This window comes from Burkholderia sp. 22PA0099, from assembly GCF_047497165.1.
Classification (GTDB): domain Bacteria; phylum Pseudomonadota; class Gammaproteobacteria; order Burkholderiales; family Burkholderiaceae; genus Burkholderia.
Map to the genome: position 1 here is coordinate 1576077 of NZ_CP163164.1, position 15743 is coordinate 1591819.

General features: G+C 67.0%; 15 protein-coding genes. 14 read left to right on the forward strand and 1 reads right to left on the reverse strand.

The window, feature by feature from the left end; genetic code table 11:
- The first annotated feature begins 160 nt into the window (after window positions 1-160).
- Window positions 161-2491, forward strand: coding sequence for an ATP-binding protein (locus AB4851_RS06900; protein WP_414448993.1), 2331 nt, complete (start codon window positions 161-163; stop codon window positions 2489-2491).
- A 133-nt stretch (window positions 2492-2624) separates the two neighbouring features.
- Here AB4851_RS06900 and AB4851_RS06905 read toward each other — a convergent pair whose 3' ends face one another.
- Window positions 2625-5729 (reverse strand): glycosyl hydrolase family 18 protein, encoded by a 3105-nt coding sequence (locus AB4851_RS06905; protein ID WP_414448994.1) that lies wholly within the window; start codon window positions 5727-5729, stop codon window positions 2625-2627.
- Between the two features lie 255 nt (window positions 5730-5984).
- Between AB4851_RS06905 and gspG the strand changes: the two genes are divergently transcribed.
- The 13 genes from gspG to AB4851_RS06970 all read left to right on the forward strand — a co-directional run bounded on the left by gspG (window position 5985) and on the right by AB4851_RS06970 (window position 15738).
- A complete protein-coding gene (gene gspG / locus AB4851_RS06910) occupies window positions 5985-6413 on the forward strand; it encodes a type II secretion system major pseudopilin GspG (RefSeq protein WP_414449147.1) in 429 nt (142 codons plus the stop codon).
- On the forward strand, window positions 6388-6906 hold the full coding sequence (locus tag AB4851_RS06915; RefSeq protein ID WP_414448995.1) for a lytic transglycosylase domain-containing protein: 519 nt from the start codon (window positions 6388-6390) through the stop codon (window positions 6904-6906). Before gspG ends, AB4851_RS06915 begins: the two co-directional genes overlap by 26 nt.
- A complete protein-coding gene (locus AB4851_RS06920) occupies window positions 6903-8084 on the forward strand; it encodes a type II secretion system F family protein (protein WP_414448996.1) in 1182 nt (393 codons plus the stop codon). The genes AB4851_RS06915 and AB4851_RS06920 overlap by 4 nt, the downstream gene beginning before the upstream one ends.
- Before the next feature lie 100 nt (window positions 8085-8184).
- Window positions 8185-9780: a GspE/PulE family protein gene (locus AB4851_RS06925; protein ID WP_414449148.1), complete on the forward strand. Its 1596-nt coding sequence runs from the start codon at window positions 8185-8187 to the stop codon at window positions 9778-9780.
- A 106-nt stretch (window positions 9781-9886) separates the two neighbouring features.
- Window positions 9887-10495 (forward strand): hypothetical protein, encoded by a 609-nt coding sequence (locus tag AB4851_RS06930; RefSeq protein ID WP_414448997.1) that lies wholly within the window; start codon window positions 9887-9889, stop codon window positions 10493-10495.
- Window positions 10492-11022: a hypothetical protein gene (locus AB4851_RS06935; RefSeq protein ID WP_414448998.1), complete on the forward strand. Its 531-nt coding sequence runs from the start codon at window positions 10492-10494 to the stop codon at window positions 11020-11022. Before AB4851_RS06930 ends, AB4851_RS06935 begins: the two co-directional genes overlap by 4 nt.
- Window positions 11019-11573, forward strand: coding sequence for a hypothetical protein (locus AB4851_RS06940; protein ID WP_414448999.1), 555 nt, complete (start codon window positions 11019-11021; stop codon window positions 11571-11573). Before AB4851_RS06935 ends, AB4851_RS06940 begins: the two co-directional genes overlap by 4 nt.
- A gap of 11 nt (window positions 11574-11584) precedes the next feature.
- Window positions 11585-12034, forward strand: a complete 450-nt coding sequence (locus tag AB4851_RS06945) for a hypothetical protein (RefSeq protein WP_414449000.1) — start codon at window positions 11585-11587, stop codon at window positions 12032-12034.
- Window positions 12035-12262: 228 nt separating this feature from the next.
- Window positions 12263-13684: a secretin N-terminal domain-containing protein gene (locus AB4851_RS06950; RefSeq protein WP_414449001.1), complete on the forward strand. Its 1422-nt coding sequence runs from the start codon at window positions 12263-12265 to the stop codon at window positions 13682-13684.
- Complete coding sequence (locus tag AB4851_RS06955) at window positions 13681-14163, forward strand: prepilin-type N-terminal cleavage/methylation domain-containing protein (protein WP_414449002.1); 483 nt, start codon at window positions 13681-13683, stop codon at window positions 14161-14163. The genes AB4851_RS06950 and AB4851_RS06955 overlap by 4 nt, the downstream gene beginning before the upstream one ends.
- A complete protein-coding gene (locus AB4851_RS06960; RefSeq protein WP_414449003.1) occupies window positions 14138-14533 on the forward strand; it encodes a type II secretion system protein in 396 nt (131 codons plus the stop codon). The genes AB4851_RS06955 and AB4851_RS06960 overlap by 26 nt, the downstream gene beginning before the upstream one ends.
- Entirely contained in the window at window positions 14508-15041 is a 534-nt protein-coding gene (locus AB4851_RS06965) for a type II secretion system protein (RefSeq protein ID WP_414449004.1), read from the forward strand. Before AB4851_RS06960 ends, AB4851_RS06965 begins: the two co-directional genes overlap by 26 nt.
- Before the next feature lie 13 nt (window positions 15042-15054).
- Window positions 15055-15738, forward strand: a complete 684-nt coding sequence (locus AB4851_RS06970) for a response regulator transcription factor (protein ID WP_414449005.1) — start codon at window positions 15055-15057, stop codon at window positions 15736-15738.
- Window positions 15739-15743: the final 5 nt, after the last annotated feature.

Consider the following 15743-nt stretch of genomic DNA (forward strand, 5'->3'; position numbering starts at 1 on the left):
CGGCTTTGTCGTCATGTGAAAGGTAATTGTTAGTAATGATGGGAGATGGAAAGGGATAGACTGTCGCACCTCCATCAAATGCTCGCGCGACGCGAAAGCCGTCGTGCATGCCGGAAGCGCACCTGTTTTCGCGGCATGCCGGCATCGGAACGACAACACCATGTCCGGGATCTTCCGCTCGAAGTTTGGCTCACTGCGCCGGGGTGCGGCCCGCTCGTCCATCTGGCTGCAACTGGCCGGCACCGCCCTGCTCGCGGTGCTCGGTTGCGCCCCGGCCGTCGAGGAGCTGATGGCGCCGCTCGACCGGCGTTACTGGCACCTCGCGTTCTCGGGTTCCGATCACGGGCCGCGCGACAAGGTCGCCGTGATCATGATCGACAAGAAGACGTTCGCCGAACTGGGCGATATCCGGCGTTACGTGCGCGCCGATTTCGCCGGCGTGCTCGAGCGTGTGGCCGGAGCATCGAGCGTCGTGCTCGACATGATGATGATTTCGCCGACCCGTGACGATGCCGGACTCGCGGCCGTGATCGCGCGGCGCGGCGATGTGGTGCTGCCGGCGCACGTGACGCTGCTCGACGGCCGTGCCGATACGGTGATGCTGCCGTCGAAACCGCTGCGCGAAGCGGCCGCGGCGATTGGCCAGCGTCGTGTCACGGTGAGCAGCAACCAACTGGTGCAGGGCATCGTGCCGTTCATCCCGTACCGCGCCGGTGAAGCGTTCGCCCATGTCAGCCTGCAGGCGATCCGCGTGGCGCAGGCGCGGCATCCCGGCCTGGCCGCGCCTGCGCGAACCGGCGACCGGATCGCGCAGGCGGAGCGTGACGGTGCGGAGTCGGTGCTGCTGTTCCTGCCGCCGCGTTTCGATCTCGACCGCTATTCGTTCGTGGATGTCCTGAAAGGCCGCGTGCCGGACGCGGCGTGGCGCAACCGGATCGTGTTCATCGGCGACGGGATGTCCGATCTGGCCGGCGTGTTCTATCTCTCGCCGGGCAGCGCGGAGAAACTGCGGCGCGCGGAAGTCGATGCGCTCGCAACCGAAGCGCTGCTCGACGGGCACCTGATACGACGCATGCCGCCGGCGCTGCGGGGCTTGGCCGGTCTGGCCGTTGCAACCGGCGTGTTGCTGATCTGCCTGTTCGTGCCGGGATGGCGCATGTATGGATTCGTGCTGGCGTGGCTGGCCCTGTTCGTCGCCGGGGCGGTGGTGGCGCTGGTGTATGGCGCGTGCTGGGCGCCGGTCGGGCCGCCGCTGGCCGTGTGCGTGACGATCTTCTCGATATGCGGCTGGCGGCGGGCGGACTGGCTGCGAGCCGCGTTGATGCGTGAATACCGCGGCTTGCGCGGGCTGGCGCACCGGCACGCGGTGACGGGTCTGGCGCAAACGGCGGCCGCCGACGATCCGGCGCCGGGCGCCTACCGCCACGACAGCGACGTTGCGAAGGCGATGTCGCGCATCCGAGCGTGGCAGTCGACCTACGTCGATGTGATTCATACGCTGCCGTATCCGGTCTTCGTCGAGCAGGACGGCGCACTGCGGATGTGCAATGCGTGCGGGCACGCGATGCTCGGCACCCTCGATGCGGACCGCGACACGGCCGCCCGGCGGGTGCTGGACATCGCGCGTGACACGATCCTGGCGGCGCGGGACACCGGCCGGATTCATTCGGTTGAACTGACGATGAATGCGCGCATCCACATGATGATGGTGACGCCGTTCGGCGGCGGCGATCCTCGGCGTTCGACGGGCAGCATGATCTGCCTCGTCGATATTCACACCATCAAGGCGGCGGTTGAAAGTGACCGCCTCACGCTGCGCCATATGGCGCACGATCTGCGCAATCCGCTGTCGACGGTGCTGTCGCTGCTCGAACAGCGCGGTGTCGCCGACGCCGCGCCGACCCCGGAGTTCCTGGCGGATCTGCACAAGCTGGTCGATTACAGCCTGCGCGTGGCCGAGGATTTCACGCAGCTCTCGCGTGCCGAACATCTCGACAAGGGGGCCTATGTGCCGGTGTCGGTCGGCGACTGGGTGATGGAGGCCGTCGATCAGGTCTGGCATGCGGCGAACGCGAAGCAGATTCGCCTGGAATGGCCGGATGAGGCAGACGGCGAAGTTTTCGTGTTCGGCAATCGCAACATGCTGCTGCGGGCGCTGATCAATCTGCTCGATAACGCGATCAAATATTCGGAGGCGGGGACCACCATCGACGTCTGGATCGACGCAGGCGATGGCAGGGTGTCGATCGTGGTGGTGGACGCGGGTTGCGGCATTCCCGAAGCGGCGATGCCGCGCCTGTTCGAGCCGTTCTTTCAGGTGGGCGGGGCGGAGCGCGACGCGAGTCGGGGCGTCGGGCTCGGGCTGCCGTTTGTCAAGGCCGTGGTGGAGCGTCATGGCGGATCGATCGACGTGGCCTCGGTGCCGGGGCGCGGCAGCCGCTTTACCGTGTGCTTGCCGGTTGCCGGGGCGGAGGGCCGCGAGCCCGGTTGAGTCGTTGCGGATGCAACGAAAAAGCCCCCGCGCCAGGCGGGGGCGGACCGGCATCGATCGATGCCGGCCGAGCGACGCGCGAGCCGCCGTGGCGCGGTTGCATGCGCCACGGGCCCTGCGTCACGGGCGGAGGTCAGTCCGCGTACTTGTCCCAGGCTTGGGCCCATGCGGAGCCCTTGCCGGGTTCGTAGGCCCAGGCCGCCATCGAACACCAGTTGGTGTACGGGAACGGCTTGCATCGGTACAGTGCGCCGCGGTTCGATACGATGTCGCCGGCAGCGTATCGGGTGCCTTCCTTGTATTGCGGATGCGTGCCGGCTTCGTTGCCAGGGTTGCCCGCGCCGCCCGAGCCGCCGGTGCCGCCTTCGTGGCCGGGGTTGCCGGTGCCGCCCGAGCCGCCGGTGCTGCCTTCGTGGCCGGGGTTGCCGGTGCCGCCCGAGCCGCCGGTGCTGCCTTCGTGGCCGGGGTTGCCGGTGCCGCCCGAGCCGCCGGTGCTGCCTTCGTGGCCGGGGTTGCCCGCGCCACCGCTCCCGCCATTGCCGCCTGCGCCGCCGCCGAACGACGTCCATGCGTCGCTCCATGCGAAGCCCTTGCCCGGCTCATAGGCCGCCGGCGCCATCGAGCACCAGCCGCTGTACGGGAACGGCTTGCACTGGAACAGCTTGCCGAGGTTCGACACCACATCGCCCGCCTTGTATTGCGAGCCGGACTGATAGGCCGGATAGTCACCGCCTGCACCGCCTGCACCGCCTGCGCTGCCTGCGCTGCCGCTTCCGCCTGCACCGCCGCTTCCCCCGCCGGACTCGCCGCCATTGCCTGCCCCACCGTGACCCGCATCTGCCGCCTTGACGCGAATCGTGTGCTGGGCAGAAGACGACAGCTTGCCGTCGCTGGCCTTCACCGCGAACGTGAACGACTGGTCCTTCGCCAGCTTCGGCGCGGTGAAGTTCAGCGTTGCGCCGGACGGCTGCGCGGTGATGCCCGCCGGAACCGTCCACTGGAACGTGAGCGGATCGCCGTCCGGATCGGTGGATTGCGCGGCCGACAGCGTGACGGACTGGCCGCCGTTCGCCTCTGCCGGCCCCGTGAGCCGCGCGACCGGCGGGCGGTTCTCGGCCGGGGGCGGCTTGACCGACGCGTCGGCCTTCGCCGTGACGGCCATCTGCGCGCTGCTCTTCAGGCCCGCCGTGTCGGTCACCGTGACGCGGAACACGAAGCGCGTGTCCTGCTGCACGGCCGGGATCGCCACCGTGGCCTTCACACCGTCAGGATGACTGATGGTTAGCGGTGCGCCGCCGGTCTGCTCCCATCGGTACGACAGGGCGTCCTTGTCCGGGTCGTGCGATTTCGAGGCATCGAGCGTCACGGTAGCGGGGCCGGTTACCGTCATGTCCGTTCCCGCGTTTGCGATCGGCGCGTGGTTGTGCGTGCCGCCCTGATCGTGACCGAGGCCTTCGTGCATCGCGTTCAGGATGTCGCCGTTGTCCGCATCGATTTCCCATGCGAACAGGCCGCCCAACTGATGCTTGCGCACATAGTCGCCCTTCGCGAGCACCGAGCGCGCATCATCGAACGTCACCAGTTCGCCCGTGCTCTTGTTGAAGACATAAGGGGCTTCCGCCGTCTGGTCGTAATGGTATTCGTAGCCGTTGATGCCGGCGTTGTTCGGTCCCACCATCTTCGAGGCAATCGCCTTGTAATCGACGACACCCGGCTCCCAACTGCCCGGAACCGGCCCGGTGGCGGTACCCGAGAACGGGTTGCCGTCGCTGTAGCCCGACACGCCCGTCCAGCCACGGCCGTACATTGCCGCGCCGAGGACGAGTTTTTTCGAATCCACCCCTTGCGCGAGCAGCGCTGCAACGGAATTGTCCGCCGTGTAGTCCGTGTCGGGCCGCCATGCCGGCGCATACAGCGCGGTTTGATGGCCGAGATTCGTCAGGCTGAATGCGCCGTAGAAGTCATAACTCATGTCGAAGACATAGTTCATGTACTTCGACGCTTCCTTGTAGTTCACCACGCCGATCTTGTCCCGGCCCGAGCCGATCGCCGATGTCAGCTCGTAGGTCTTGCCGGTTTCCGCCGAGAGGCGATCGAGCATCTGCCGCAGTTCCTTGATCAGCGTGACGTAAAGCGCGCCATCCGTGGCCGGATTGCCGAGCGCGGGATTGGCGCCCTTGCCGCCGGGGAATTCCCAATCGATATCCACGCCGTCGAAGAATTTCCAGGTACGCAGCAACTGTTCGGTCGAATCGATGAACACCTTGCGCTTGGCCGGATCGTGCATCTGGAAGAACGGGTCGGACAGCGTCCAGCCGCCGATCGACGGCAGGATCTTCAGATCCGGATTGCGCTTCTTCGCGGCCATCATCTGGCCGAGCACGCCCTTGAGCGGCGAGTTGGCCGTCTGCCCCGGCAGCGTCACGCCGATTTCGCCCCATGTGTCATGAATCGCCACGCTGTAATCGGGCAATCCCCGGCAGGTCTGTTGCAGCGCGCGGAATGCATTCGGCCCGTCGTGCGCAAGCGAGCCGTTGATGTTTTCGCCACCGCAGATCGGAACGAAGGCGTACAGCAGGTGCGTCAGATTCTCGACCGGCACGTTGTCCACACTGAACTTGCGGTCGTAGATCGACCAGGTCGCGAAGTAGGCTGCCACCACCGAATCCTTGTCTTTTGCAAACGGCTTGTTGGTCTTGCTGGCGTTGTCCGGCAGCGTATCGGCCAGCTCCGGGATCGTATCGAACACGGTCACGTCGAGCGGTGCGCTGTCGGCCGAGGCGCCGTCCGCATCGAACACGCGAACCTGAAACTTTTTCACGCCCGCTGTCTTGACGTTGGCCACCACGGTTCCGCGTTGCGCGCCGCCGGGTGTCAGCTTGATTTCCGAGGCGCTGTCGATCGTGCCGTCCACCACCGCCACCGCCTTGACCGCGGTGCCATTGCTCCAGATATCGAAGGGCAACGGCACGTCGACCTTCTTGTTGAGCTTGACGAGATCCTTGTAGGGCGCGGCGCCGGCCCGTTGCAGATCGATCTCGACGAAGCCGTGCGGCTTCGAGGTGATTTCGTATTGCCGAAGACTGGGCGTGCCCGGCGCGGCGCTGGCCGAATGCGCGAAGCAAAGCAGGCTGGCCGTGGCGATCGTGGCAAACGCCAGCCTGGGCGATCGGCCGGGCAGGCTCGCGATGCTCGATTGACGGGCATGGGATTGATTGAAGCGCAATTTGATCGTCATCCTTAATGATGTGAAAGAGTGTCTGAGCAGACGCGCGCATTGTTTTGGCTTTGGCCGCCGGCGCCAATCAATCTGAATGCAAATTGAATGAATCTCGAAATAGGAAAGGAGTGCTGAACTTGGAACTTGAGAATGTCTTCAGGAAGGTTGTTGTGTCCGAACCTGCCTCGGACAATGACGGCGTCGTGCAAGGGGGGGCAGCGCCCGCCCGGTGCATCGGCAGGTCAATCGAGGACAGACAACGTGAACGTAGGCATTCGAAGAGGGAAAACAGCGCAGCGGCAGCGGGGATTTACCTTGCTGGAATTGCTGGTGGTCTTGCTGATCATTGCGCTGCTGGCGGGGTATGTCGGGCCGAAGCTCTTCACGCAGGTCGACAAGGCCAAGGTGCGCACGACCGAAGCGCAGCTCAAGACGCTCGGCGATGCCGCCACGCAGTTCCGGCTCGATACGGGCCGCTATCCGAGTGCCGAGGAGGGGCTCGATGCGCTGGTCACGCCGCCGCAGGACGCGGCCGGCTGGAATGGCCCCTACCTCGCGAAGGCCGTGCCGACAGACGGCTGGGGCCGCCCCTACCAGTGGAATGTGCCGGGCCGCGACGGCGAAGCGGAGATCGTCTCGCTCGGACGTGACGGCCGCGTGGGAGGGAGCGGCGTCGATGCCGATCTCGTCCATGGCCTGTAAGCGCGCGGGGCGTGGGCTCGTCGTGGCGGCGTCGCTGGCCGCCGCCGCGCCCGCTGCCTCGGCGGCGAATTGCTTCACGGCGGCGGGCGAGCGGCACCGCATCGATCCGCTGCTGCTGGTCGCGATCGCGAAGGTCGAATCGGCGATGAATGCCCGCGCGATTCACTACAACGCCAACGGCACCGTGGACATCGGGCTCATGCAGATCAACAGCTCGCATCTGCCGCGGCTGGTCAGGGCCGGGATCACGCGCAAGCGTCTGATCGACGAGCCTTGCACGTCGGTCGATACCGGCGCGTCGATCCTCGCCGGATTCATCGAACGCCACGGCTATACCTGGAATGCCGTGGGCGCCTATAACGCGGGTTCGTCGGTTGCGCGTGCGCCGGCGCGCAAGACGTATGCGGCGCGCGTCTGGCGCGCATACCGGTTGCTGACCCGCGACCGGCGCGCCAGCCTCGTGGCGCTCGATGCCTGGCGGCCTTCGCCGTGACTGCGTTTCGACTCCGCGTGCTGGCGGGCGGCACGCTGGCCTGGCAGACGATCGAGGCGGCGAGCGAGGCCGAGGCGCGGGCGCGGATTGCTGCTCAGGGCGGCGTGGTGATCGCGCTGCGCCGCGCGCGGCCCGGTGGCCGCAAGCGGGCGCCGAGGTTCGCGCTCGCGTTGTTTCTGCAGGAGCTGTCGGCCTTGCTCGATGCGGGCCTGGTGCTGGTCGAAGCGCTCGAGGCATTGCGCGACAGGACCGACGCCGGCCGTGCATCGCAGCATGTGATCGACGGCATCCTCGCCGTGATGGTCGAGGGGAAGCCGCTTTCCGCGGCACTCGCGCGGCAGCCCGGGGTGTTTCCCGAGCTGCTGGTCGCGACGATCGCCTCGGCGGAGGGGAGCGGCCAGTTGCCTGCCGTGCTGAAACGCTACCAGCAATACGAAGTGCGGATCGCGCAGATGCGCAAGCGCGCGGTGGGCGCGTTGATCTATCCGGCCGTCGTGATCGGCGTGGGCGCCGCGATCCTGCTGTTCATGGCGTTCTTCGTGATTCCGCGTTTCGCGGTGGTGTTCGAGTCGCTGACGGTGTTGCCGCCCGCCGCCCGCGTGATGCTCGGGTGGGCCAGGCTGCTGCGCGAACACGGCGCGGCGGTGGGCGTGGCCTTGGCCGCGGCGGGGTTGGGCGGCGGGCTCGCAATACGCGCGTCATGCACCAGGCGCCTGGTGCAACGGCTGATGTGGCGCGCGCCAAAGCTGCGCGACGTTTGCCTGCTGTTCACGCTGACGCGCTATTACCGCACCGCCGGGTTGCTGATCGCAGGCGGCACGCCCGTGATCGACGCCCTCGCACTGTCCGGCAAGGTGCTGCCCGACCTGTTTCAGCCGCGCCTCGCGGCTGCGCTGGCCGAGCTTCGTGCAGGCCGGCCGGTGTCGACCGTGTTCGCGGCTCACGCCCTGACGACATCCGTCGCGGCGCGCCTGTTGCGCGTGGGCGAGCAGGGCGGTGATCTGGGCGGGATGTGCGAGCACATCGCGCAGTTTCACGACGGCGGGCTCGACCGCGCGATCGATCTCATCAGCCAGGTCCTCGAGCCGGTGCTGATGTTGGCCGTCGGCGCGACCGTGGGCGCGGTGGTGCTGCTGCTTTACATGCCGATCTTCGAGCTGGCCGGCAGCATCGGATGACAATCCGGCCGGGCACGGCATGCGTGCCGGATCGCGCCGACCAACGGGACAAGACAACGTGAAACCGCAACAGATCATCCAGGATTGGCAGTGCGAATCGATGCACTCCGGTGCCGACTTCATGGCGTATGCCGACGCGCTGCTGGGTGCCGACCCGAGCCGGCTTGCCGAGGTGGCCGTGTGCTGCGGCATCGAGCCGATCGACGCGGATGCGTTGCGCACCGCCGCCACGCGCTTCGATCTGCTCTCGCTGCACGAGGCGCTGGCGCTGCGGGTCCTGCCGGTCGAGCGTGACGGCACACCGGTCATGGTCCTGGCCGATCCGCTGTCGCGCAGCGTGCGTGACGAATTGCTCGCCCGTTTCGGCGCGGCGCCGGTGCGCATCACGATGAGCCTGCCCGGCGAAGTCGAGCGGCGGCTGGCGCAGATCGAGTCGAACGAGCGCTCGATCGACAGCATCACGATCGATGCCGCCTCGGGCGAGACCCACGCTCAGCGTCCCGAATCGATCTCGCTGGCGAGCATCGCCAGGGACGAAAGCCCGATCATCCGGCTGGTCAATTCGACGCTGTACGACGCCCTGCAGAGCCGCGCCAGCGATATCCATCTGGAATCGACGGCGGACGGGCTGGCGATCCGCTACCGGATCGACGGTGTGCTGCAGCCGGTTCGCGGCGTACCGGGCATCGACGCGGCGACGCAGACGCTCTCGCGGATCAAGGTGCTGGCCGCGCTCGACATCGCGGAACGGCGCGTGCCGCAGGACGGCCGCTTCAAGGTCATGATGCAACGGCGCGATATCGATTTCCGCGTGTCGATCATGCCGGGCACGCACGGTGAGAACGCCGTGCTGCGCGTGCTCGACACGTCGCAGCGCGGCGACAGCATCAGCCTCGACATGCTCGGGTTCGATGCGCTCACCGCGCGCCGCATGCGCTTGCTCGCGCATCGTCCCCACGGGCTCATGCTCATCACCGGCCCGACCGGCAGCGGCAAGTCCACCACGCTCTATGCCGTGTTGTCCGAGCTGAATACCGGCGAGGACAAGATCATCACGATCGAGGACCCGGTCGAGTACCCGCTGAACGGCGTCGTGCAGATTCCCGTCAACGAGCGCAAGGGGCTGACGTTTGCGCGCGGGCTGCGTTCGATCCTGCGGCACGATCCCGACACGGTGATGGTCGGCGAGATCCGCGACGAGGACACCGCGTCGATTGCCGTGCAATCCGCGCTCACCGGCCACCGCGTGCTGTCCACCGTCCACGCGAACGACGGCTTCAGCGTGATCGACCGCTTCATCTACATGGGCGTGGAGCCCTCGACCTTTCTCGAAGCGCTCAACGGTGTTGTCTCGCAGCGGCTGGTACGACGCATTTGCCCGGGCTGCGGTGACGCCGCCACGGACGGCGCTGACCTGGCCGGCGCGGCGCTCGAGGTGCTCCGGCGCGAGGTGACGCCGGGTGCGGGCTGCGAGCGGTGCCGCGGCACCGGCTATCACGGCCGGATCGGGCTGGCCGAGGTGCTGATGCTCGATGCGCCCATGAAGGCGGCGCTGCTGGAGCGCTCGATCGAAAAACGCACGCGCGCGCTCGATGCCTGCACCGATTTCCGGTCGATGCGCCAGGCCGCACTGGCGGCAGTGTGCGCACGCATGACGACGTGCCAGGAGGTGCAGCGTGCGATCACCCTGGATTGACGCCACCGCGCTGATCGATGCCGGCACGCTGAGCCTCTGGCTGCATGCCGGCCGGAGGCCGCGAAGCTTCGGGGCCGCGCATGTCGTCGTCGCGCACACGGGCCATGTGGCCGAGGCCCTGTCGAGTGCGCTGGCCGGCCTGCCGAAAGCGCGCCTGTCGATCTGCAATCGGCTGCGGATCGTCGTCGGGCATCCGTGGGCGCACGGCGTGGTGTTGCCCTGGCAGGATGGTCTGACCTCGGATGCCGCGTGGCGCGCATACGCCGGCATGCGGTTCGCCGAGCACGCGCAGCGCGGCGCGTTGCGCATCCTGATCGAACACGAACGCTGGGGGCGGACACGTCTTGCCGCTGGAATAAGCGAAGGATTCCTCATGGAAATGGAAAAGACCAGCCGCGCCGCCGGCTGGCGGCTCGCGAGCGTGCGTGACGCATTGTCGGCGTCGCTCGATGCGCACCCCGCCTGGCGGGACCGCGATGATTTCGCGTTCGCGCTTTGCCAGCAGACGGTGGCGACGTGCGTGTTCCGGCGCGGGGGGCAGTGGCGCGATGTCGTCACGTTGCCGCGCGACGGTGACTGGTTTGCCGCAGCGGCCCTGATGGCCGGATTGCCGCCGTGCGGAGATATCGGCGCGGTCGAGTTCGATGGTGCGCTGCCGGGTGCCGACATCGCGGCGGTCGAGCCGATGGATTGCTCGCCGGCGACGCCGGCATGAAGCGGACCACTGGATTGAACTTTGTTGCGACGCGCGCGCGGATCACGCCATCGGCGGCCATTGCCCTGTGCTGTGCCCTGATGGTGATGGCGATCGTCGGGCGCGAATGGACGCGTGTCGATACCGTGCGTGACGCCGTCGATCGGCTCTCGCAGCGGATCGATGTGCGACAGCGCAGCCTCGAACGCGAGCAGCGGCTGGCGAAAGCCCGGACGCCCGAGCAGCGCCGCATCGCGAGCCTGCTTGCCGCGCAGCAATCGAACCAGACGAACTCGGGCTTGCCGGTGATCGACTGGATCGAACACGCCTGGACGCCGCATGTCGCATTGAAATCGCTGACGGTGGACAAGGCCGGCCGCCAGGCGCGTATCGAAGGCGGCGCGGCGGATCTGGCGCAGATCTACATGTTTGTCGATCGCCTGAACGACCGTCATCCCGACCGCAGGACCGGCCTGCTCCAACACCGGGCCGCCACGGAGAACGGCAAACCGGTCTTCTATTTCAGCCTGAGCCTCGAACATCCATGACGCCCCCCGACATGTTGAACGTGACGCTGCTTGCCGCGCGCCTGCGCTGGGGCGCCTATGTGGCCACCCGGAAACTGGGTGTGCCCGGCCTGCTCGCCGCCGCCTCGGCCGTCGCGCTGCTGGGCCTGCATGCGCTTTACCTGCAACCGGAGCATGTGCGGCTCGCCGCGATGCGCGACGGGCTGGCGAAACAGTTCGCGGCGTTGCCGGTGCCGGCCGCGAAAGCCGGCACCGGCGGGATGACGCTCGATCAAGTGCAGCAACTGCAGAGCGGGACGCAGGCCTATGCACTGTTCGAAATCCTCGCGCAGAACGGGCTCGAACGGAAGAACGCAACCTACCGCAGCGCAGCGGAGGTCAAGGGAAAGCTGCGGCGCCTGACGATAGATATCGCGTTGCATGGCAGTTACCTCGGCCTGCGCGAAGCGATCCGGGCGATCGCCGGCCAGCCGATGGTGCGCATCGAGAGCGTGACGATCGAACGTGACGGCATCGACAGCGCGGACATCAACGCCGCCCTGCAGGTCAGCATGCTGGGGCCCGACACGTGACGCGCCCGCTCATGATTCGCCTGGCGGCCGGATGGCTGGCAGCCGCTGCCGCGAGCGCCGGCTTCGCGCAGGCGAGCGCCGATCCGTCCCGCCCCGTCGATCTCTTTCCCGCCCAGCGTTGGGCATCGCTCGGCGCCGAGGAAGCCGGCGCGGCGCCGCCCGTTGAGGCGCCACCGGATCTGGCCGACCCGATCGACGTGGCTTCCGCGCCGCAGCAGCAGGTCATGCCGTTCAGCGTGGCCGGCGAATGGCGCGCGCCGGGGCAGCGCATCGTCGTGCTGGAGGGCGGCGGCAAGACCTTCCTGCTGTGCGGGCATGGCTGCGGCGTTCCTGATGCGGTGCTCCCGGGCGGCGAGATTGCCGATGGTTACTTGCTCAAGGCCCTGGACGATACCGGCCCGGTCGTGATGATCCGTGACGGTGTGAAGGTCGAGCTTGCGCCGGCCTCGCCCACGCCCTGAATTTCGCAGCGAAACTTTTTTGGCCACACAGTAATGAAACCAACTGTCAGTTTAGGGATCCTGATTTCCGCGCTTGCGCTGGCCGGGTGCGCGAGCCCCCCGCTCACGACAGCCGGGGCACCCCCCGCAACGATCGCCGAGCGCCTCGACCTGCTGCTGTCGCCGCAACGCGCCGCGTCCGGCCTCACGGGGCATGCAGCGCCCGGGACGCCGCAGGCGAGCCATCCATTGCGTCCGCAACTATCCGACGCGTTGCGCAAGCCGGTTTCGCTCAATTTCAGGCAGCAGCCGATCGCGGCGATCTTCGACGTGATCTCGCGCGTGTCCGGCGTGAACGTCGTGTTCGATCGCGATGTCGACACGACGCAGCCCACGACCTTGTTCGCCGAGCGCACCACGGCCGAAGACGCCATCAACCTGCTGCTGCGCACGAACCGGCTCGAAAAGACCGTCATCGACGCGCACACGCTGCTCGTCTACCCGGCGCAGCCGGAGAAAATCCGCACCTATACCGAATTCGCGATCCGGACGTTCTTTCTGTCCCACGCCGACGCGAAATCGGTCATGACCGCGCTGCGCCAGATGATCAAGCCGAAGGACATCTACGTGGACGAACGCGTGAACGCGATCGTCCTGCGCGACACGCCCGAGACGATCGAGGTGGCGGAACGCATCGTGGCGGCGCTCGATATTGCGCAGTCCGAAGTCACGCTCGATGTGGAGGTGCTGGAAGTCAACGTCAACGACAGCCTCGATCTCGGTGTCGAATATCCGGGCCGCATTCGCTTCGACGCGCTGGCCGCTGCGGAGGGCGTTGCGCCGACGCTCGGCGACCTGCTGCGCCTGAACCGTGATCGGATTGGCGTGTCGGGCGAATCCGGTGCGCTGTCGCTGGCGATCGACATGCTGCAGAAGCAGGGCAAGACCAGCACGCTCGCCAATCCGAAAATCCGCGTGCGCAACCTGGAGAAGGCGAGCATCCGGATTGGCGAGCGCGTGCCGATCGTCACGACCACGAATGCGAACGGCGTCGTCACGGAATCGGTGAGTTACCAGGATGTGGGCTTGATGGTGAAGGTCGAGCCGCGCATCAGCCTCGATGATGAAGTGAGCGTGAAGGTCAACCTGGAGGTCAGCAGCATTCTGTCGAAGGAGACCACCAAAAGCGGGTTGGTGGCCTATTCGCTCGGCACGCGCAATGCGGAAACCCTGATGACGGCGCGCAATGGCGAAACGCAGGTTCTGGCCGGGCTCGTCAAGCGCAATGAGATCGAGAGCGTGACGGGCTTGCCCGGGCTGTCGCGGCTGCCGCTGATCGGCCGGCTGTTCGGTGCGCACGGACGCAATCAGGAGCGCACGGAGATCGTGCTGCTGATCACGCCGCATATCGAGCGCAATCTCGACCTGCCGGCCTCGGCCGTGACGCCGTTCCTGTCCGGCACTGAAACACACATCACGACCGAAGCCCTGACACACGAATCCGGCGCCGCGGTGCCGGGCGGCCCGGATCTCGACACGCCGATCGAACCGGCCCCTCCGTTCGCGCCTTCGAAGTCCGACTCTCAGCCGGGCAGCGAGCCCGGCATGCGCGGCGAGGCGCCGGACGACCGCGAGAAGCCGGGCGGCGGCATGATGCGCACGCGCGCATGACCGCCCGGCGACGTGCGCGCGGCTTCTCGCTGATCGAAATGATGGTGGCGCTGACGCTGCTGGCCTTGCTCGCCACCGTGGCCTTGCCGCTGGCCGAGATCGTCAAGCGCCGCCAGGACGAAGCGGCGCTGAACCGTGCGCTGATCACGATCCGGTCGGCGCTCGATGCCTACAAGGCCGCGTCGGACGAAGGCCGGATCGAGCGCGCTGTCGGCGAGAGCGGTTATCCGCCCGATCTGCGCACGCTCGTGGATGGCGTGGAGGACAAGCGTTCGGCCGGCGGTGCGCGGCTGGTTTTCCTGCGCAGGATTCCTGACGATCCGATGTGCGACTGCAGCGGCAAGGCGGCCGACGCGATGTGGGAAACACGCAGTTATGCGAGCGATCCTGCCGATTTTTCCTCGGGTGATGATGTCTTCGATGTCCGCTCGGCCAGTCGCAAGGAGGGCCTCAATGGCATCCCGTATGACCAATGGTAGCCGCGCCCGCCGCGCGGCGGGCTTCACGCTGATCGAGATGCTCGTGGTCCTGGCGATCATCGCTACCTTGACCGCGCTGGTGGCGCCGAATTATCTGAAGCAGGGCGACCGCGCCCGGGAAACCGTGCTGCGGCACAACCTGAATACGCTGCGTCAGTCGATCGACGATTTTCGGGCCGATACGGGTGACAACCCGGCCTCGCTCGAAACGCTGGTGGACATGCACTACCTGCGCGACGTGCCGCTCGATCCGATCACGGGAAAGCGCAATTCCTGGCGGGTGCTGGCCGGCGACACGGGCGGCGTGGCGGATGTGAGGAGCGGTGCCACGGGGCGCGCGCTCGATGGAAGCCATTATGCGACATGGTAATCTGCGCCGATGCGCACGCGGCCCACGCACGCAGCGCGGCATTATTTATTTCGGTGTGCTGATATTGGTTGCCGTGATCGGGTTAGGGATGACCCAGGCCGCCCGTGTCTGGCGCACTGTTCAGCAGCGCGATCGCGAAGCCCGGCTGCTGTTCGTCGGCGATCAGTATCGCGCCGCGATCGGCCGCTATTACAGCGCGGCGGGCCAGACCCGCTATCCGGCGTCGCTCGACGCGCTGCTGGACGATCGCCGGACTTTGCCGGCGGGGCGGTATCTGCGGCGCCTCTATCCCGACCCGCTCGACGCAACGGCCGCGTGGGGAATCATCAAGGCGCCGGATGGCGGGGTCATGGGCGTGGTCAGCGAAGCGGCCGGCCGGCCACTGAAGCGGCGCGGGTTTCCCGCCCGCTATGCGCAGTTCGCCGATCGGGACACCTATCGCGCGTGGCGGTTCGTTTTTTTGCCGAGCGCGCCGGGCGATTTGCCAGCGCGTTCGGCAGCCGATTGAAGGAGTCCGAAACATGAGAATCGCAATCCTGGAAGATATCGTGGCGCAGGCGTGCGTCGTGGCGCGCTGGCTGGAGAAGGCCGGCTACCAGACGGTGATATGCCACGATGGTGAACGCTTCGTCGAGCTCGTACGGTCGACGCGGGTGGATGTGCTGCTGCTCGACTGGGATGTGCCGGGCATGTCGGGCATCGAGGTCATGCGCTGGGCGCGTGCCGAGTTTTCCGACGCGCTGCCGATCATCATGATCACGCAGCACGATGGCGAGGACGACATCGTGTTCGGCCTCGACAACGGCGCGGATGACTACCTCGCGAAGCCGCTGCGCGAACGCGAACTGATTGCGAGAGTGGGCGCGCAGGCGCGCAAGTGCTATCGGCAGGCGCGGCGGGCGAGGGTGGTGGAGTTCGGCAAGGTTGCGCTCGATACCGGCACGCAGCTCGCGACGGTGGAGGGCGCGCCCGTTGAATTGTCGGTGCGCGAATTCGATCTGGCGCTGATGCTGTTCGAAAGCGCCGGCCAGGTCCTGTCGAAAGACGCGATGATCAAGCAGGTGTGGGGCGTGGTCGATCGCAAGCACGATGCCACGCTGTCTACCTATATCAGCACGTTGCGCCGGCGCCTGGGCTTGCGGCCCAGGAACGGGCTCGTGATTTCATCCGTCTACAACTACGGCTACCGGCTCGAACGGGCCTGAGGCCG

What these genes read in the sequence shown, in the direction of transcription:
- AB4851_RS06915 (WP_414448995.1), top strand. Translation starts at nt 6,388, where the DNA reads ATGCCGATCTCGTCCATGGCCTGTAAGCGCGCGGGGCGTGGGCTCGTC.
- AB4851_RS06925 (WP_414449148.1), top strand. Translation starts at nt 8,185, where the DNA reads ATGCACTCCGGTGCCGACTTCATGGCGTATGCCGACGCGCTGCTGGGT.
- AB4851_RS06900 (WP_414448993.1), top strand. Translation starts at nt 161, where the DNA reads ATGTCCGGGATCTTCCGCTCGAAGTTTGGCTCACTGCGCCGGGGTGCG.
- AB4851_RS06940 (WP_414448999.1), top strand. Translation starts at nt 11,019, where the DNA reads ATGACGCCCCCCGACATGTTGAACGTGACGCTGCTTGCCGCGCGCCTG.
- AB4851_RS06970 (WP_414449005.1), top strand. Translation starts at nt 15,055, where the DNA reads ATGAGAATCGCAATCCTGGAAGATATCGTGGCGCAGGCGTGCGTCGTG.
- AB4851_RS06955 (WP_414449002.1), top strand. Translation starts at nt 13,681, where the DNA reads ATGACCGCCCGGCGACGTGCGCGCGGCTTCTCGCTGATCGAAATGATG.
- AB4851_RS06905 (WP_414448994.1), bottom strand. Translation starts at nt 5,729, where the DNA reads ATGACGATCAAATTGCGCTTCAATCAATCCCATGCCCGTCAATCGAGC.
- AB4851_RS06945 (WP_414449000.1), top strand. Translation starts at nt 11,585, where the DNA reads ATGATTCGCCTGGCGGCCGGATGGCTGGCAGCCGCTGCCGCGAGCGCC.
- AB4851_RS06965 (WP_414449004.1), top strand. Translation starts at nt 14,508, where the DNA reads ATGGAAGCCATTATGCGACATGGTAATCTGCGCCGATGCGCACGCGGC.
- AB4851_RS06935 (WP_414448998.1), top strand. Translation starts at nt 10,492, where the DNA reads ATGAAGCGGACCACTGGATTGAACTTTGTTGCGACGCGCGCGCGGATC.
- AB4851_RS06960 (WP_414449003.1), top strand. Translation starts at nt 14,138, where the DNA reads ATGGCATCCCGTATGACCAATGGTAGCCGCGCCCGCCGCGCGGCGGGC.